At 65.6% G+C, this 18,752-nt stretch carries 13 protein-coding genes and 1 pseudogene; 6 read left to right on the top strand and 8 right to left on the bottom strand.

What is annotated here, in order from left to right:
* The first annotated feature begins 53 nt into the window (after positions 1–53).
* The 4 genes from ACE3RX_RS05480 to ACE3RX_RS05465 are packed head-to-tail and all read left to right on the top strand — an operon-like array spanning position 54 to position 8,150.
* Positions 54–2,291 (top strand): heavy metal translocating P-type ATPase, encoded by a 2,238-nt coding sequence (locus tag ACE3RX_RS05480; protein WP_374481130.1) that lies wholly within the window; start codon positions 54–56, stop codon positions 2,289–2,291.
* Position 2,292: 1 nt separating this feature from the next.
* Positions 2,293–2,721, top strand: a complete 429-nt coding sequence (gene cueR, locus ACE3RX_RS05475) for a Cu(I)-responsive transcriptional regulator (protein WP_374481127.1) — start codon at positions 2,293–2,295, stop codon at positions 2,719–2,721.
* A 56-nt stretch (positions 2,722–2,777) separates the two neighbouring features.
* Positions 2,778–4,106: a hemolysin family protein gene (locus tag ACE3RX_RS05470; protein WP_374481125.1), complete on the top strand. Its 1,329-nt coding sequence runs from the start codon at positions 2,778–2,780 to the stop codon at positions 4,104–4,106.
* A gap of 54 nt (positions 4,107–4,160) precedes the next feature.
* Positions 4,161–8,150, top strand: coding sequence for a PAS domain S-box protein (locus ACE3RX_RS05465; protein ID WP_374481123.1), 3,990 nt, complete (start codon positions 4,161–4,163; stop codon positions 8,148–8,150).
* Between the two features lie 41 nt (positions 8,151–8,191).
* Here ACE3RX_RS05465 and ACE3RX_RS05460 read toward each other — a convergent pair whose 3' ends face one another.
* From ACE3RX_RS05460 to ACE3RX_RS05430, 7 genes and pseudogenes are all read right to left on the bottom strand, one after another.
* Complete coding sequence (locus ACE3RX_RS05460) at positions 8,192–8,410, bottom strand: DUF3079 domain-containing protein (RefSeq protein ID WP_374481121.1); 219 nt, start codon at positions 8,408–8,410, stop codon at positions 8,192–8,194.
* A gap of 112 nt (positions 8,411–8,522) precedes the next feature.
* Positions 8,523–9,935, bottom strand: coding sequence for an MBL fold metallo-hydrolase RNA specificity domain-containing protein (locus tag ACE3RX_RS05455; protein WP_374481119.1), 1,413 nt, complete (start codon positions 9,933–9,935; stop codon positions 8,523–8,525).
* 67 nt (positions 9,936–10,002) lie between these two features.
* Complete coding sequence (locus tag ACE3RX_RS05450) at positions 10,003–11,112, bottom strand: VIT1/CCC1 transporter family protein (protein ID WP_374481117.1); 1,110 nt, start codon at positions 11,110–11,112, stop codon at positions 10,003–10,005.
* Positions 11,113–11,136: 24 nt separating this feature from the next.
* Entirely contained in the window at positions 11,137–11,349 is a 213-nt protein-coding gene (locus ACE3RX_RS05445) for a hypothetical protein (protein ID WP_374481115.1), read from the bottom strand.
* A gap of 309 nt (positions 11,350–11,658) precedes the next feature.
* The gene (gene guaA, locus ACE3RX_RS05440; protein WP_374481277.1) at positions 11,659–13,221 is read right to left on the bottom strand and encodes a glutamine-hydrolyzing GMP synthase; all 1,563 of its coding nucleotides are present in this window, start codon (positions 13,219–13,221) and stop codon (positions 11,659–11,661) included.
* 120 nt (positions 13,222–13,341) lie between these two features.
* Positions 13,342–14,010: pseudogene (locus ACE3RX_RS05435) on the bottom strand (Mut7-C RNAse domain-containing protein); the annotation flags it as partial.
* 6 nt (positions 14,011–14,016) lie between these two features.
* Complete coding sequence (locus tag ACE3RX_RS05430; protein WP_374481113.1) at positions 14,017–14,706, bottom strand: protein-L-isoaspartate(D-aspartate) O-methyltransferase; 690 nt, start codon at positions 14,704–14,706, stop codon at positions 14,017–14,019.
* A gap of 236 nt (positions 14,707–14,942) precedes the next feature.
* Between ACE3RX_RS05430 and mutS the strand changes: the two genes are divergently transcribed.
* Both mutS and ACE3RX_RS05420 read left to right on the top strand, forming a co-directional pair.
* Entirely contained in the window at positions 14,943–17,474 is a 2,532-nt protein-coding gene (gene mutS, locus ACE3RX_RS05425) for a DNA mismatch repair protein MutS (protein WP_374481275.1), read from the top strand.
* Positions 17,471–18,439: a hypothetical protein gene (locus ACE3RX_RS05420; RefSeq protein WP_374481111.1), complete on the top strand. Its 969-nt coding sequence runs from the start codon at positions 17,471–17,473 to the stop codon at positions 18,437–18,439. Before mutS ends, ACE3RX_RS05420 begins: the two co-directional genes overlap by 4 nt.
* A gap of 6 nt (positions 18,440–18,445) precedes the next feature.
* On the opposite strand, the gene ACE3RX_RS05415 is transcribed toward ACE3RX_RS05420, so the two are convergent.
* Positions 18,446–18,748 carry a hypothetical protein gene (locus tag ACE3RX_RS05415; protein ID WP_374481109.1) on the bottom strand — a complete coding sequence of 101 codons (303 nt, stop codon included), beginning with the start codon at positions 18,746–18,748 and terminating at the stop codon, positions 18,446–18,448.
* Between the last annotated feature and the right edge of the window lie 4 nt (positions 18,749–18,752).

Raw genomic sequence — 18,752 nt, 5'->3', positions numbered from 1 at the left:
TCCCATCATGGGAAGCTTTAGCGTGTGTCCATCACTTCTTCAGGAGGCACAAAATGAGTTTCCCCCTCTCCGTCCCGGCCGCGGAACAGAACCCGGGCGACGCGCTGGAACAACGCGCCTTCGACATCAAGGGAATGCGCTGCGGCAGCTGTGCCGCGCGCCTGGAGACAGCCCTCTCCCGACTGGAGGGCGTGCGTGGCGCGCGGGTCAATCTGGCCACCGAACGCGCCCACCTCACCGTTCCCCCGGTGCTCTCCCAGGCCACGATCCTGGCGGCCGTCGAGAAAGCCGGCTACGAGGCCACCCCGGTCGCGCGGAATGACGCGGTGCAAGCTGGTGCCCAGCAATCTCCTGACAGTCGGCCGGTGGCCCTGGCTGGTGTGCTGACTGCGCCCCTCGTGGCGCCGATGATCCTCGACCTCTTCGGGGAACACGTTATGCTGTCCGGCTGGCTGCAACTGCTGCTGGCCACCCCGGTGCAATTCTGGCTCGGATGGCCCTTCTACCGCTCTGCATGGACAGCCCTGCGGGCCCGCGCCGGCAACATGGACCTGCTGGTGGCGATCGGCACCTCGGCAGCCTTTGGGTTGAGCGTATATCAGCTGCTCGCTGACGCAGGTGCCTCGCATGCGCATCTCTATTTCGAGACCTCTGCGACCGTGATCAGCCTGGTGCTGTTTGGCAAATGGCTGGAAGCGCGGGCGCGCCAACAGGCCATGTCCGCCATCCATGCACTGCACGCGCTGCGCCCCAAGGTGGCGCGGCTCCGCGTTGGCGACACAGACCGAGACGTTCCCATCGACAGCGTGCTGCGCGACGACCTGGTGGTACTGCGCGCTGGCGAGCGGGTGCCTGCGGACGGCTGCGTCGTCGAAGGCAGGGGTGATGTAGATGAATCCATGCTTACCGGAGAGAGCCTGCCTGTCCCCAAGCGCCCCGGTGACCGTGTGAGTGGCGGCTCCATCAATGGCGGCAGCGCCCTCCTCATCCGCGCCACGGCCGTTGGGGCCAATACGCTGCTGGCTCAGATCATCCGCCTCGTCGAGGACGCCCAGGCCGCCAAGGCGCCCATCCAGCGCCTGGCTGACCGGGTCAGCGCGGTCTTCGTGCCGCTCGTGCTGGGCATTGCCACGATGACCTTCGTGGCCTGGTGGCTGCTGAACGGCGATACCGAACTGGCCCTGATCAACGCCGTGACCGTGCTGGTAGTGGCCTGTCCCTGCGCCCTCGGACTGGCCACACCGGTAGCGATCATGGCTGGCACCGGCGTGGCGGCGCGCCATGGCATCCTGGTGAAGGACGTGATGGCCATCGAGACCGCGCGCAACATCAGTGCCGTGGTGTTCGACAAGACGGGCACCTTGACCGAGGGCAGGCCTCAACTGGTACTCACCCGGGCAGCCGAGGGCGCCGAGTCTGGATTGCTGGCGCTCGCAGCCGCGCTGCAGGCCGGCTCGGATCATCCCCTCGCCCGTGCCGTGCACAACGCAGTCGCCAGTGCTGAGATACCGGGACTCCGTGCCAACGCCATTCGCAGTCTGCCTGGGTGTGGCGTCGAAGGGGACATCGACGGCGCACGCTACATCATGGGGCATCGCCGCTTCATGGAAGAGCACGGCGTGCTGACCGGTGCCTGGGCCGACGACGCGGCACGCCTGGAGCAGGACGGTCACACGTTGGCGTGGCTGGCGCGGCCGCGGGATGGCCGGCCGCTGGGACTGTTCGCCTTCGGCGACCGGCTGCGGCCGACCGCAGCCGCGGCGGTAAGCCAGCTCAAGGAGATGGGGGTCCGCACCGCACTGATCACCGGCGACAACACCGGTGCGGCGCGCCGGGTCGCGGAGCAGACCGGCGTCGACAGCCATGCGGCGCAGGTCCTGCCGGCGGACAAGGCAGCGGCGGTGGAAGCGCTCCGTGCCGGGCACCACGTGGTGGCGATGGTCGGCGACGGCATCAACGATGCGCCTGCACTGGCCGCAGCCGACATCGGCATCGCGATGGGCGCAGGCGCCGACGCGGCGATCCAAGCCGCCGGGATTACGCTGATGCGCAATGACCCGTCCCTGGTCGCCGCGAGCATCGACATTTCCCGCCGCACATACGCCAAAATGCGGCAAAACCTCTTCTGGGCCAGCATCTACAACGTGGTGTGCATTCCACTGGCAGCGCTGGGGCTGCTCAACCCCGTGCTGGCCGGCGGTGCGATGGCCCTGTCGAGCGTCAGTGTCGTGGCCAACGCGCTGCTGTTGCGGCGCTGGCGTCCGGTAGTACCCAACGGGGGGAAGGCCTGAAATGAACATCGGCGCAGTAGCCGCAGCCAGCGGCGTTTCGGCCAAGATGATCCGCCACTACGAGAAGATCGGGCTGGTCGATGCCAGCGCGCGCAGCACGGCCGGCTATCGCCAGTACGGTGAACGGGACGTGCATGCCCTGCGCTTCATCCGGCGAGCCCGTGATCTCGGTTTTTCCCTGGAACGGATCGGGCAACTGCTATCCCTTTGGCAGGACACCCGGCGCTCCAGCGCCGAGGTCAAGCGTCTCGCCGAGGCTCACATTGCAGATCTGGATGAACGCATCCGCAATCTCACAGCCATGCGTGACACCCTCGTCGGTCTGGCCCGCGACTGCTGCGGCGACGAACGGCCCGACTGTCCGATCCTCGATGGTCTGGCATCCACCCCGCCCCATCCTGAAGGCCCCAATCACGAGCCATCCCGTTAGAATGCTGGCCGTCCCAACACACAAGCCGCCTGCAGTCCCGCAGGGCGGCTTACCTGATGGATTTAGTCCTCGTTCTGCTGCTCATTCTTCTCAACGGCGTTTTCGCCATGTCCGAAATCGCCGTAGTCTCGTCCCGCAAGGCGCGACTGCAAAACCTCGCCGACGACGGCAGCCTTGGGGCTGAAGCGGCCCTGGCACTGCACCAGGAACCTTCCAGCTTCCTGTCTACGATTCAAGTCGGCATCACACTGGTCGGCATTCTCAACGGCGCGATCGGTGAAGCCGCAGTAGCCGATCCGTTGGCCGCGATGCTTGCCGGCGTCCCGCTCCTCGCCCCTTACGCCAAGGGGATTGCGCTGACCATCACCGTTATCGGCCTGACCTACTTCTCCGTCGTGGTCGGCGAACTGGTGCCTAAACGCCTGGCCCTGCTGGCACCGGAAGGCATCGCCTCTCTGATCGCCCGGCCGATGATGTTGCTGGCCCGCATCACCCATCCGCTGGTGGTGATCCTGTCCGGCTCGTGCTCGGCCATCCTGCGCCTCGTCGGCGCCCGCCGCAAGGAAGAGCCGCCGGTCACCGACGATGAGATCAAGGTTCTGATGGAACAAGGCGCAGAGGCCGGAGTCTTCCACGAAAGTGAGCAGGAGATCGTCTCCAACGTGCTGCGGCTGGACGAACAGCGCATCTCGTCGATCATGACGCCGCGCCGGGACATGTCGGTCATCGATCTGGAAGAGGACGAAGCGACGATCCGCCAGCGCATCGTCGATACCGAGTTCTCCCGCCTCGTGGTGTGTCGGGACGGCCTGGAGCACGTGGTCGGCGTACTGCAGACCGGCGACCTGCTGAAGAAGGCCCTGCCCGGCCACGGTATTTCGGTGGCGGACGTGGAGTCCGTACTGCATCCACCCTTGTTCGTACCCGAATCGGTCACCACGACCCAGTTGCTCGAGAGCTTCCGCCGGGCCAAACTCCAGTTCGCGCTGATCATCGACGAATATGGTGACGTTCAGGGTCTGGTCACCCTCACTGACGTGCTGGCCGCGATCGTCGGTGAGCTGTCGGTGCCGGACGCACCGGAGGACCGGGACATGCTGCAGCGGGAAGACGGATCCTGGCTGGTGGATGGGGACGTGGGAATCGAGCGCCTGAAGTCCGAACTCGACATCGGCGAGGATCTGCCGGGCGAAGAGGAGCACTCCTTCCACACCCTGGGCGGCTTCCTGATGTACGCGCTGGGCCGGGTGCCGGCCCCTACTGATCATTTCGAGGCGGCGGGCTGGCGCTTCGAGGTCATGGACATGGACCGTAACCGGGTGGACAAGGTGTTGCTGTCCCCCACCGAGAACCGAATAGCCAGGCCGGAGCGCACATCGGCCTGAGACCGGGCCGGACGCCTCGGCCGGTGGGCCGGGGCCTTTTCGTAGGGCGAGCCAATGGGACAGAGTGCAAGCCAAGCACGGCCAGCGATCAGCGCTGTCGACTCCATCGACGAGCAGGGGCTGGCACGCATCGTCCGCATTCTCGCTATCAGCATCATCTTGATCGGCATTTCTGTTCTGATCGGCTGGGCTGCGGACATCCCCCTTCTACGGTCCGTGCGTCCGGGGCTGGCGTCGATGAAAGGCAACACCGCCGCCGGCTTCGTCGTGACAGGGGTCGCGCTGTTCCTGCTTGGTGACCGGCGCCCCGGCGCGCAGCGGTGGGGCCGCGGACTCGGCGCCCTGGTGGGTATGTTGGGGTTGGCCCAGTCCATTCAGGCGCTCGCCGGCCTGGACCTCGGGCTGGACAACCTCATCATCGACTTCAACCGCTCCCCGGGTGAAACCTCGGGCCGGATGGGCGCCGCCTCGGCAGTGTGCCTGACTCTCAGCGGCTGGGCTCTGGCCCTTGGCCGCAGTGCCATTGGCAGCCGCCTGTGCCATTACCTGGCGGGGCTCACCGGGCTCCTCGGCCTGACCGCCATATTCGGCTACCTCTTCGATGTCGAATCCTTCTATCACCTGGCGCCCTACAGCACCATGTCGGTCCATACGGCCCTGGGGTTCTCGCTGCTGGCGCTGGGCATCGTGTTCAACCGCCTTCCGCCTGACGGCTTCGGCTGGCTGACACGGATCGCGGTCGCGATATCCATCGCTGCGCTGGTGATCGTCGGCTGGATCGTGACCGATCGCCTGCGCAGCGTCGATGACGCCAACCGCCTGGAGAGCCATACCTGGAAGGTCATGCTTGAGGTAGAGCAGCTGCTGACCACCCTGCTCGATGCGGAGTCAGCCGAGCGGGGTTACGCGGCCATCGGCGACGAGCACTTCCTGACGGCCTACCGTAATGCCGTCGCCGGCCTGCGCACAGGCGTCCTAGAGGTACGGCAACTCACCGCCGACAATCCTGCCCAGCAACAGCGGCTACAGGAACTGGAGATCCCACTCAAAGCACAAGTGGCCGGCATGGACCTCACCATTTCCCTACGCCAAAAGTTGGGCGCAGAGGCCGCCCACGCCTCCCTGCGGGACTTCTGGCACGAAGGCCACATGAGCGACATACGGCTCGGCGTTACGGCCCTGCTGGCCGAAGAAGAACGCCTGCTGCAGCAGCGCCAGAGGGCCAAGGAGGAGGCCTCTGCCCACGCACTTACAACCCTTGTACGCGGCGGGATTTTTGGCATCCTCACGCTGCTAGGCATCATTCTGCTGTTATGGCGCGAGAACGCACAGCGGCAAACCAGCCAGGCAGCACTGCGGGAGCACCGCAGGCATCTCGAGGAACTCGTCGTGGAGCGGGACAACGCGCTGACCCTGGCCATTGCCGGCGCCGACCTGGGCACCTGGAGCCTGGATGTCGGAAGCAACGTGGTAGTGCCCTCACCCCGCTGCCTCGAACTCTTCGGCTTGGAGTCCTACCGCTCGGTAACGCTGGACGATTTCGTTCAACGCATTCATTCCGACGACCGGGCGATCATGCAGTCCGCCCTCGCCGAGGCCATCACCAGGGGCAGCGTCTATCGTTGCGAATACCGCGTGGTCTGGCCCGACGGCTCGGTCCATTGGCTGGACGCATCCGGCCATGCTTCAAAGGAAGAACAAGGACGCAAAGTGCGGCGCATCAGTGGCGTGGTGCTCGACGTCACCGAAAGACGACAGCACGAGGAAAATCTGCGGGAAAGCGAGGCCCGCTTCCGCAGCTTCTTCGAGAACATGGCGGTCGGTGCCGGCCAACTGGATCTCCGGGGCCGCTACCTGGACGTTAACGAGCGCTATTGCGAGATCACCGGCTACAGCAGGCAGGAACTCCTCAATGGGATGGGGCCGACGGACATCACCCATCCGGATGACCTGCCCGCCGACCGGGAACGGATCGGCCGGCTACTCGCCGGCGGATACCTTTACGACACCGAGAAACGCTTCATTCGCAAGGATGGGCAGATTGCCTGGGTTCACATAACCGCCTCCACGGTCTGCGACGCCGATGGTGCGGTCAGCTACGTAACCGGCGCCATCGAGGACATCACGGCCCGCAAGGCGGCGGAGAAGGCGCTGGAAGAAAGCCGGCAACGGCTGATCAACTACAACCAGGATCTGGCGCGGGAGGTCGAGGTGCGCACCGCCGAGCTGTCCGAACGCCAGCGGGAGCTGCAGGCCGCCAAGGAGGCTGCCGAGCAGGCCAGCGAAGCCAAGAGTGCCTTCCTGGCAACCATGAGCCACGAGATCCGGACGCCACTCAATGCCATCCTGGGCACCGTGCAGATCCTCGAACGCGGCACCCTCGACGAGGACCAGCGCCAACTCGTGCGCAACCTGCGCACTGCGGGACGAGCCCTGCTGGAACAGATCAACGACGTGCTCGACCTCTCCAAGATAGAAGCCGGCCATTTCGAGCTGGAACACCGGCCCTTCGTCCTGCACAACGTGATCAGCAACCTGGTGGACGTCCTCTCCCCGGTGGCGGCCGCCAAGGGGATTGCGCTGGAGTGGGCACCGCTGCCGGAAATCGCCACCACGCTCATCGGTGATGCCCAGCGTATCAGCCAGGTGCTCTACAACCTCACCGGCAATGCGCTCAAATTCACAGCGGACGGGCATGTGGCGGTTTCCGTACAGGCGCTGTCCGAAGAGGCAGGTTGGATCACCCTGCGTTTCGCAGTGCGCGATACGGGAATCGGCATCGCCCCCGAACAACGGGAACGGGTCTTCGATGCCTTCGTGCAAGCCGACGAATCGACCCAGCGCCGATACGGCGGCACCGGTCTCGGGCTGGCGATCTGCCAGAAGCTGGTTGGCCTGATGGGGGGACAGATCGGTGTGGAAAGCCGGCTAGGCGAAGGCAGTGAGTTCTGGTTTACCGTGCCCTTCGAACTGGACAGCAGCGGGCCCCAGGAGCAGCCGCTCGATCTCCCGACCAGCGAAGGCCCCCGCCTCGCCGGCCTGCGGGTGCTGGTTGTAGACGACAGCCCTGTCAATCTCGATATCGCCCGCCGCCTGCTGGAACTGGAGGGCGCCCGCTGCCAGGTCGCCGACAGTGGCCACGCCGCCGTCGCAAGACTCAAGGCTGCGCCGGACGCCTTCGATCTGGTCCTGATGGATATTCAGATGCCCGAGCTGAACGGCATTGACACGACGCGGGCGATCCGCAACGAAGCTGGGCTGGCCGATCTGCCGATCGTTGCATTGACCGCCGGCGCACTGCCAAGCCAGCGGGAACGGGCAATGCAGGCGGGCATGAACGACTTTCTCGCCAAACCCTTCGAGCTCGATACCCTGGTTGCCACCGCACGACGCTGGGCCGGCCATGCAATCGAAGACAGCAGCAAGGCCCCTACCCCAACGCAATCTTCAGAACCAGCCTCCGACTTCCCTGAGATTACCGGCATCGACATACCCTCGGTCCACCGGCGCCTGCTCGGCGACCGCGGATTGCTCCTCTCCTCCCTCGCCCGGGTGCGCGACGAGTTCTGCGGAGTTGTCGATGAAGTGCGGTTCGCCCTTGCCCGCGGAGATTTCACAACGGCACGGCAACGCATGCACAAACTGCGCGGCGCCGCCGGCAATCTGTCGGCCATCGAAGTTACCGAGCTTGCCGCGCGGCTCGAGGCCACTTACGAAGGAGGCGACCAGGCGGCAGGGGAAAAAGATCTGGTGCAGCTCGAGGCCGCGCTGCACGGCCTGTTTACCTCTGCCGAAACCTGGCTGAAGCCCTCGCCTGCCGCCACGGGGCAGGACGCCCCGCCGATCGGCGACGAGGCCCTGGCGGACCTGCTCGCTGGCCTGCAAAACAATGACTTTGCAACCCTCGACGCGTTTGAAAAACAAAGGCCCGGGCTGGAGGCCCGCTTCGGCATCACGGCGATCATCCCGGTGGCAGCGGCCGTCGAAAACCTGGGTTTCAAGCTCGCCTTCGAGCTCTTGCAGGCGCTCACAAACAGATCGTGAAGGAGCAGCCGCCGTAATCAGCCCGGCAGCCCAAGAGGCGCTCAGCGCGACCGATCGGCGGGCGCCGGCACGACAGGGCTCTCTGCCTCATCAAGTCCCCAGTCGCCATGACAGTACCAGTCGTCACCGAGCATTTCTGCCGGATGCAGGGTCCGGCCCGAGCCATTGCCGCAGGCCAGTGAGTCGGCCGGGCAGTATTTGTCGCAGCCCCAGCAGATCCGCTCCGGATGGGCCGGATGCAAGGGAAACCTCTTCGCCATCACACTGCTCCTTGGCAAATAATGTTGAGCAGTTTACTCAGCTATTCCCTAGGGGCTTTGATCTGGGGCAAGAAGACCGGATGACAAGGCCTCGACGATCAGGAAGCTGCACTCACAGGTTCACGCTGTCGCCCTGCTGCGGCACGCTCACCTCATGCCAGCCCAACTCCACGCCGACAGCCTCGGCAAAATGGGCTGCCGCCGCCGCTTCCCCATGGACCACGAAGGTGTGGCGCGGCGGCGCGTGGAATCCCTTCAGCCAAGCGATGAGCCCGGCCTGATCGGCATGGGCCGACAGTCCACCCACCGTGTAGATGCGCGCACGCACCGGCACAGCCTCACCAAAGATATGCACGAGCCGGGCGCCGTCTACAAGGCGGCGGCCAAGCGTACCAGCGGCCTGGAAGCCGGCGATCAGCACGCTGCACTCGCTGCGCGGCAGGTTTTCGCGCAGGTGGTACTTGATGCGCCCCGCCTCGCACATGCCGCTGGCGGAGATGATCACCGCGCCGCTGCGGACTTCATTGAGGGCCCGGGAGGCCTCCACATCGGCGACGAACTCCACCTTCATCCGGTTCGGGTGTTCGCGCAGCCAGGCGGTCAGTTCGTGGGTCTCGTCGTCGAGCAGCGCCGGGTGGGCCAGCGTGATGCGGGTGGCCTCGTTGGCCATCGGCGAGTCCACATAGACCTTCAGCGGGGCCAGCCTTTCCCGCCGCACGAGATCGGCCAGGATGTAGATGATTTCCTGGGTACGTCCCACCGCGAAGGACGGGATGATCAAGTTGCCGTGGCAGGCCTGCGTCCGCCCGAAGGCGGCAACGATCTCGTCTTCCGTTTCCTGTAGCGGCCGGTGCAGGCGGTCGCCATAGGTCGACTCGATGAGCAGCACATCAGCGGTCGGCACAACGGGTTCCGGGTCGTTCAGAACCGGCCGGTCGCGCATGCCCAGATCGCCAGAGAACACCAGCTTGCGCGGCTTGCCTTCGCCGCTGACCGTCACTTCCAGCCAGGCCGAACCAAGGATGTGGCCCGCATCGTGGAAACACACCTGAATGCTTTCGGCTGGGTGAATGAGCTTGCCGTAAGTCGCCGGCCTCAGCAGCGGCAATGTGGCTTGGGCCTGGGCCACGGTGTACAGCGGCGGATGCACGCTGCGTCCATTCTTGCCACTACGCCGCTGATGGCGTAACTGCCACTCAGATTCCTTTTCCTGGATGTGGGCGCTGTCGAGCAGCAGCACTTCCAGCAGGTCTATCGTCGCCGGCGTCGCGTAGATCGGGCCGCGGAAGCCCAGCACGGCCAGGCGCGGCAGGAGCCCGGAGTGGTCGATATGGGCATGGGTGAGCAGCACGAAATCGATCTCGCGTACATCGAATCCGAAATCCAGTGCGCGCTGGTTCTTCAGGCGGGCCTCGCCGCCGCCCTGGAACATGCCGCAATCGACAAGGAAACGCAGATCGCCTGTTTCCACCAAGGTGCACGAGCCCGTGACTTCGCCGGCCGCGCCAAAGAAGCTGACACGCATTTTTACCGCCTCCTTTCGCGTCCAGCATGAACCTCCGCTCACCCGAACGCAAGGCAGGACGTGCCTTTCAGCCGATGGACACGCCAATCAGCGCGCCGCTGCCGTAGGTCACCCCGGCCGCTGCGGCGCCGATCAGGATCTGACGCACCACCGAATACACCGGACTCCTCCCGCTGAACAAGGAGGTTGCCAGCCCTATCCCGCCCAGCCCCACAGCGCTGAGGGACAGGCTCCAGACCATGCCCAACGGGCCGCCGGTCAGGAAATACGGCAGCACTGGAAAGATCGCACCCGCCGCGAACAAGGCAAACGACACCGCCGCGGCGCTCCACGGGTTGCCGCCCATCTCGGCGGGGTCGATGCCGAGTTCCTCCCGCACCAGCGTATCGAGCGCGGTGTCCCGGTCACGCATCATGTCGCGGGCGACCCGCTGGGCGTCCTCCCGGGCCAGCCCCTTGGCCTGGAAAATCAGGGCCAGCTCCTTGCGCTCGGCCTCCGGGTTTTCTTCCAGTTCCTGGCGTTCCTGCGCGACGCGGGTGGACGCAAATTCACGGGCATTCGTCACCGACAGCCATTCTCCCAGCGCCATCGAGACGGCCCCTGCGATGAGGCCGGCCAGGCCTGTGAGCAGGATCGTGTTGGACGAAGCCCCGGCCCCCGCCACGCCCATCACCAGGCACAGGCTGGACACCAGTCCGTCGTTGGCACCGAGGACCGCCGCCCGCAACTCGTTCCCCGAGCCACGCCCGTGCCAACGCTCGGCCCGCGCGATATCTGCGCCGACGTGCCCGCCGCGCCGATTGACAGCCTCGATGATCGCCGCATGGGAACGCTCTTCTCCGGACAAAGCCTCCGCGCCGGGCTGGCCGGCATATTTGTCGCGGTCGGCGAACTCCGCCGTGGCCAAGGCCGGCAACACGAAGTGCGGCCCGAAACGCCGGGCCAGCCACACCAGCATCCGCGTGCGCAGCCCCGGCGCATGGACTTCGACGCCGACGCCAGCCTCATCGAGCTTGCCTCGCCAGTGGGCGGCGTGACTCAGTTCGGCCTGGGACAGCTGGTGAAAAAGGTCCTGGCGCACCGGATCGGTCTCGGCCCGGGCCAGTCCGGCATACAAGGCGGCGCCGTCCTGCTCATCGCGCCAGTTCCGGTAGTAACGCTCGACATCCTTGTCCATGACCAGCGTCCTCCAGCCGAAAGACTATTGGCAGTCATCGCCAGGTGGATGGCCGCGAGGGGCATCGACCCGACAGGGTGCCTCTTCGAGATATTTGCGTGTGTGCTCCAGCGCCTTGCGGTGCAGGCAGTTGGCCGGATCCCGGAGCAATGCATTGACCCGCTCCAGCCAGTAGGCGCAATCGGGGTCGTGGGCGTGCAGCGCCTGATTGATCACTTCGATCGGATATGAACTCATGGTATTCCAGTTTCAAGCCCGAGGCGGGCAGTCTACCACTGTCGTATCGCAGCACGATTTGGGATGGATCAAAGGAAGCGACCTGTCCGCTAGCCAGGCATCCCCGCAACGACGCGTGGGCACGAAGTCCCCCCGCCAACCTTCAGCGAGCGGCTTGCCATCAGGCAGACGCACATCCGTGATGGACGAGGCCACCTACACTCGTCGGAGTTGCGGCTCTAATACTGCGCGCCCAGAAAGCAAAAACCCCGGCAGTGCCGGGGTTTTTGCTGATCTTGGATCACTACCGAAAGGCAGTGACAGTCTGGATCACTCCCACTCGATCGTTGCAGGCGGCTTGCCGCTGATGTCGTACACCACACGGTTGATGCCGCGGACTTCGTTAATGATGCGGTTGCTGACCTTGCCAAGCAGGCTGTGGGGCAGCTCGGCCCAGTGGGCGGTCATGAAGTCCTGGGTCTGCACGGCGCGCAGCGCGACGACGTATTCGTAGGTGCGGCCGTCGCCCATCACGCCGACGCTCTTCACCGGCAGAAAGACGGCGAAGGCCTGGCTGGTCTTGTCGTACCAGTCGGCGGCGCGCAGTTCGTCGATGAAGATCGCGTCGGCGCGGCGCAGCAGGTCGGCGTAATCCTTCTTCACTTCGCCGAGGATGCGCACGCCCAGGCCCGGGCCGGGGAACGGGTGGCGGTAGACCATCTCATGCGGAAGGCCGAGGGCGATGCCCAGCTCGCGGACCTCGTCCTTGAACAGTTCGCGCAGCGGTTCGAGCAGCTTGAGGTTGAGGGTCTCGGGCAGGCCGCCGACGTTGTGGTGGCTCTTGATGGCGTGGGCCTTGCCGGTCTTGGCGCCGGCAGACTCGATCACGTCCGGGTAGATGGTGCCCTGGGCCAGCCACTTGGCACTGGGCAGCTTGGCGGCTTCGGCCTGGAAGACTTCGACGAACTCGCGGCCGATGATCTTGCGCTTGGCTTCGGGGTCGGAGACGCCCTTAAGGTGGCCCATGAACTGCTCGGTGGCGTCCACGTGGATGACCTTGACGCCCAGATTGCGGGCGAACATCTGCATGACCATTTCGCCCTCGTTGAGGCGAAGCAGGCCATTGTCCACGAACACGCAGGTGAGCTGGTCGCCGATGGCCTTGTGCAGCAGGGCTGCAACCACGGAAGAGTCGACGCCGCCAGACAGGCCGAGGATCACCTCGTCGCTGCCAACCTGGGCGCGGACCTTCTCGATGGCCTCGTTCACGTAGTCCGGCATGTTCCAGTCGTGCTCACAGCCGCAGATCTCATGCACGAAGCGGGCAATCATTTCCTTGCCCTTGATGGTGTGGGTGACTTCCGGATGGAACTGCACGGCGTAGAACTTGCGAACCTCGTCGGCCATGGCAGCGATGGGCGTGGATTCGTTGGAGGCGATGACCTTGAAGCCCTGCGGCAGCTCGGTAACCTTGTCACCGTGGCTCATCCACACGTCCAGCAAGCCGTGGCCTTCGTCGTTGGTCCGGTCCTGGATGCCGCGGAACAGCTCGGAATGACCGCGGGCGCGGATCTCGGCATAACCGAATTCGCGCTTGCCAGAGCTTTCAACCTTGCCGCCGAGCTGGCTGGCCATGGTCTGCATGCCGTAGCAGATGCCAAACACCGGCACGCCGATCTCGAAGACGGCCTGCGGCGCCTTCCATTCTGTGGCCTCGTAGACCGAGTTCGGACCGCCGGACAGGATGATCCCCTGGGGCGCGAAGTTACGGATGAAGTCGTCCGACACGTCGTACGGGTGGATTTCGCAGTACACCTGCTGCTCGCGCACACGGCGGGCGATGAGCTGGGTGACCTGGGAGCCGAAATCGAGGATCAGGATTTTCTTGTGCACAGCGGTTCCGTTGGATGAAAACGAGTAATCGCGAATTATAGCGTCTGAGGCGCCAGGACGCCCTGCCTGAACACCTTGGAACGCAGAATCGAATCCATCCTCCAGCAAGCCGCGCATGCGCCACCAATGGGAGCCCTCCCAGAACACCCGCCCGCAGCCCTCGCACCGGGTGAAGCGCTCGTGGGTGCGACGAACCGAATCGGGCAGGCGCTCCAGTACCTCTACTTTAGGCACCAACCGCAACGGCGCATTGCATTCCAGGCAACGGGAAAACGGCCGGAAGGCCGGTGCCAGCGACAATCTGGCGGCCAGCTCGCGGAACTGTGCATCTGGTTTCAGGGCATGGACATAGCAGCCGCGAACAATCGCCTTGCGCATCAGCAAGGCCCGGTCGCGGGTCAGCACGATGCGCCGTTCGCGCCCGGCAATGGCGGCGATCTCGGGATCCGCGTAATCGTTGCGGAACAGGGTGTCGAAGCCCGCCATGCGCAGGCGGTGGGCCAGTCCGCCCAGGTGGGCATCGGCGATGAAGTGCAGACTGCCAGGCCGCATCGTCGACGCATCGGCCGGGGACACCTGGACGTCCGCGCCCTCCTCCAGCTTGGCATCCATAGACACCGGCCTGCCATCAACCAGCACCATGCCGATTTCCGTGTGCGGCACGCCGAGCAACTCGATAGCGTGCTTGAGCGTCGCTGTCGCGACCAGTTCAGCATCCAGCGGCCCCCCTCGCTGCAGTCGCGGCAGGAAGTCGCCCAGCACGCCAAGGAAATGAAAGCGGACGCGCACGGTGGATCAGTCGTCCCGCAGATCTCGGGTTAGCGGCACAAATGCCACGGTCAGCACGTTGCTGCTGGAGATGCCGCCATCCGCATGCTTTTCGATCAGCTTCAGGGTCTGAAAGGCGTGATTGAGGCCCACCGGAATGACCAGCCGCGCGCCTGGTTTCAATTGCTCGACCAAGGGCGGCGGCACGGCCGGCGCCGCTGCGGTGACAATAATTCCGTCGTAGGGCGCGTGCTCCGGCCATCCTTCGTAGCCATCGCCATGGCGGACCTCCACGTTGGCGTAGCCAAGCCTGGCCAGGCGGGGCGCCGCTTCATGAGCCAGCGCCGCGATGATCTCCACGCTGAACACCTGCCGGACCAGCTGCGCCAGCACGGCGGCCTGATAACCCGAGCCAGTGCCAACCTCCAGGATGGTCTGCCCCGCACGCGGTGCGAGCAGCTGGGTCATCAGAGCCACGATGAAGGGCTGCGAGATCGTCTGGCTGTGGCCAATGCCCACTGGTCCGTTGCGAAAGGCCAGGTAACGCACGTCCGCCGGCACGAAGGCTTCCCGCGGTACCGTTGCCATGGCATCCAGCACCTGAGGAGCCAACGCATCCAGCCCAGTTTCCCACCGGGTCGCAGCAAGCTCGCCGGCGATGTCTTCCAGCATCAGGGCCCGACCGCCCTTGTCGTAGTCGTCCGGAAACCTGGGCATGTGCCGCTCCTCCCGCCCGTATGTGGAAAAGATGCAATGCCGCCGTGGATCAGCACCGCCTGCCCCGGTAGACTATCGGGTTACGCCAAAAGTTACGCCGAACAGCGCAACCGGCACGATTTTCCATCGCCCGCAGGCCGGGCGCGTTTTACGAAGAGTTGGGTAACAGATTGACTACAAAAGAACAAACGAGCAGCCAGAAGTCGCTCGAAGAACTCCTGCACGGCCATACGCCGATGATGCAGCAGTACATCCGCATCAAGTACGAGCACCCCAATACCCTCCTCTTCTACCGGATGGGCGATTTCTACGAGCTCTTTTTTGAAGACGCCGAGAAGGCCGCCCGCCTGATGGACATCACGCTGACCACCCGCGGCAGCTCGGCCGGGCAGCCGATCAAGATGGCCGGCGTGCCGCACCATGCGGTCGAGCAATATCTGGCGCGGCTGGTGAAGATGGGCGAATCGGTGGTCATCGCCGAGCAGGTCGGCGACCCGGGCGCCACCAAGGGGCCGATGGAGCGCGCGGTGTCGCGTATCGTCACGCCGGGCACGCTCACCGACGCAGCCCTCCTGGACGACAAGGCCGACGCGCCGCTCCTGGCAGTCAACCTGCACCGCGGCGTGCTGGGCCTGGCCTGGCTCAACCTCGCCAACGGGGATTTTCGCGTGCTCGAATGCGATGCCCCGCAGCTGGCTGCCCAGTTCGAGCGCCTGCGCCCGGCCGAGGTGCTGATCCCCGACGGCCTGCGCCTGCCGCTGCTGGAGCATCTGGCGCCCAGCTTGCGCCGCCTGGCGGACTGGCAGTTCGATGCGGAAACCGCGCGCCGCCTGCTCACTACCCACTTCGGCACCCGTGACCTGGCCGGCTTCGGTGCCGATGAGATGCCGGTGGCCCTGGCCGCCGCCGCCGCGCTGTTCGACTACGCCCGCGCCACCCAGCGCCAGGCCCTGGCCCACATCACCGCCCTCACCGCCGAGCGGGACAGCGCCTACCTGCGCCTGGACGCCGCCACGCGACGCAACCTGGAGCTCACCGAAACCCTGCGCGGCGAAGCGGCACCGACGTTGTTGTCGCTGCTCGACACCTGCGCGACCAGCATGGGCTCGCGCTGGCTGCGCCACGCGCTGCACCATCCGCTGCGCGACCGCGCCGCAGCGGCCCACCGCCATGTGGCCGTCGGCGAGCTGGGCGAAGGTCCGGTAGAACCGGTGCGTCGCATCCTGCGCGGCGTGTCAGATGTGGAGCGGATCACCGCCCGCGTCGCGCTGCGCAGCGCCCGCCCACGCGATCTGTCGGCGCTGCGCGACAGCCTCGGCCGCCTGGCGGAACTGCGCGCGGCCCTCGGCACGCCGCGGGCGCCGCTGCTCGGGCACATGCTCGACGAGCTGGCCACGCCGGACGACGCGCTCGATCTGCTGAGCCGCGCGATCGCGCCGGAACCTTCCACCGTGCTGCGCGACGGCGGCGTGATCGCTACCGGATTCGACGCCGACCTGGACGAGCTGCGCGGCATTCAGACCAACTGCGGCGCCTTCCTGCTGGAACTCGAAGCCCGCGAGCGCGAGCGCACCGGCATCGCCAACCTGAAGGTCGAGTTCAACCGGGTGCATGGTTTCTACATCGAGATCTCCGCCGCCAACGCTGCCAAGGGCGAGCTGCCGGAGGACTACCGCCGCCGCCAGACCCTGAAGAACGCCGAGCGCTTCATCACCCCGGAACTGAAGGCCTTCGAGGACAAGGCCTTGTCGGCCCAGGAGCGCGCACTAGCCCGTGAAAAGCTGCTGTACGAAGGCGTGCTGGACCAGCTCGCCGGCGACATTCCGCGCTTTCAGCGCATCGCCCGCGCCTGCGCGCTGCTCGACGGCCTGTCGGCCTTCGCCGAAGCGGCAGCCCGCTACAACTACGCGATGCCTGAGTTCAGCGAGCAGCCAGGCATCGAAATTGTGGCCGGCCGCCATCCGGTGGTCGAAAGGCAGGTGGAGAACTTCATCGCCAACGACACCCGCCTCGACCCGACCCGCCGCATGCTGCTGATCACCGGCCCCAACATGGGCGGTAAATCGACCACGATGCGTCAGGTCGCGCTGATTGTGCTACTCGCCCACGTGGGCTGCTTCGTGCCGGCGAGCGCGGCGCGCATCGGGCCCGTCGATGCAATCTTCACGCGCATCGGCGCATCGGACGACCTGGCTTCCGGCCGCTCCACCTTCATGGTCGAGATGACCGAGGCAGCCGCCATCCTGCACGGCGCCACCGACCAGAGCCTGGTGCTGATGGACGAGATCGGCCGCGGCACCTCCACCTTCGACGGCGTTGCGCTGGCCGTCGCCATCGCCCGCCACCTGCTCGACAAGAACCGCTGCTGGACACTGTTCGCCACCCATTATTTCGAGCTGACCCGTCTGGCCCAGGACTACCCGGAGTGTGCCAACGTGCACCTCGACGCCGTCGAGCACAACCACGGCATCGTCTTCCTGCACGCGCTCGAGGACGGGCCAGCCAGCCAGAGCTATGGGATCGAGGTCGCCGCGCTGGCCGGCATTCCGTCAGCCGTGGTCCGTGACGCCAAGCGCCGACTGCGCGCGCTGGAAAACCGGGAGATCAGTGCGGGCCCCCAGGCCGACCTGTTCGCCAGCCTGCCGCCGGAAGAACCTGAGACCCCTGGGCACCCGGTGCTCGGCGCACTGGCCACAATCGATCCGGACACCCTGTCTCCGCGGGAAGCGCTGGAAGCCCTCTACGAACTCAAGCGCCTGACCGCATGAAGCCCCTCGCCCGCCTCGCCCTCACCTGCTCCGGCGCGCTGTTCGCGCTGTCGGCGTCCGCCGCCGAGCCGTTCAGCTTCGGCCTGTTCGGTGACACCCCCTACAACCGTGCCGAACGCGCCCACCTGCCCGGCCTGATCGCCGCGATGAACGCCGAGCCGCTCAGGTTCGTGCTCCACGATGGAGACATCAAAAACGGCGGTGAGCGCTGCGACGACGCCTTGTTCGAAGACCGGCTCCAGTTGTTCCAGACGAGCTTTCATCCGCTGATATTCGCCTTTGGCGACAACGAATGGACCGATTGCCACCGCGGCAATAACGGTGGCTACGATCCGCTGGAGCGGCTCGCCACGCTGCGCCGGATATTCATGCCCGAGCCTGGCAAGACGCTGGGGCAGAACCCGATGGCGGTGGAGTCGCAAGCCGGCGACCACGTTCATTCAGCCTACCGTGAAAACCTGCGCTGGCAGATCGGCCCGGTGCTGTTCCTGTCTCTCAACGTGCCCGGCAGCGACAATAACTACGGCCGCGGCAGCCAGCCGAGCGATGAGTTCGTGCAGCGCAGTGCAGCGCTAAGGGCCTGGATTGCCGACGGCTTTGCGCTGGCCCGCAGCCGGGGCCTGGAAGGCGTGATGCTGGCCATGCAGGCCAATCCGGACATCGAGGATTTCAGCCAGGGCAAGCCCAACAAGGGTTACCGGGCGCTGCTGGAGCAGATCCTTGCTGAGACAAAGCATTTTTCCGGGGAGGTGCTGCTGGTGCATGGCGACACGCACTTTCAACGCATCGACAAGCCTCTGCGTGATCCGGCCAGCGGCGAGGTAGTGAAGAACTTCACCCGCCTGGAAACCTTTGGCTCACCCTTTATGGGCTGGGTAAAAGTGGACGTGGAACCTGGGCGGCTGCCCCTGTTCCGCTACACCGTACTCCCTTACAGTCCGGCGCGGGCGGACAACGCCAACTGAAATGCGTTAGCGCTGCTGCGGGTTCATGCGTCCCATGACCAGCTCCAGCGCACGCCGCACGCTGTCGGCAGCCGCATCAACACCGTCGGTCGCCGCGACCTCACTGACCACATGATAATGCAGCACCAACAGACCACGCAGCTTGCCCCAGGCGACCGGGTTCTCCGACGGGCACAGGCTCTGGTCGCCGCGTAGTACAGCCTCGGCTACGCCGGGCTCCAGCAGGCTGATGTCGCACAGCTGGGCCAGGCGGGCGATTTCGAGGTCAATGGACAGAAGTTCCGCGTCGTGGTTTTCGAAGGTGGCCATGGTG

Source organism: Zoogloea sp. (assembly GCF_041914405.1).
GTDB lineage: Bacteria > Pseudomonadota > Gammaproteobacteria > Burkholderiales > Rhodocyclaceae > Zoogloea.
This window is presented reverse-complemented; position numbering and strand designations above follow the sequence as displayed.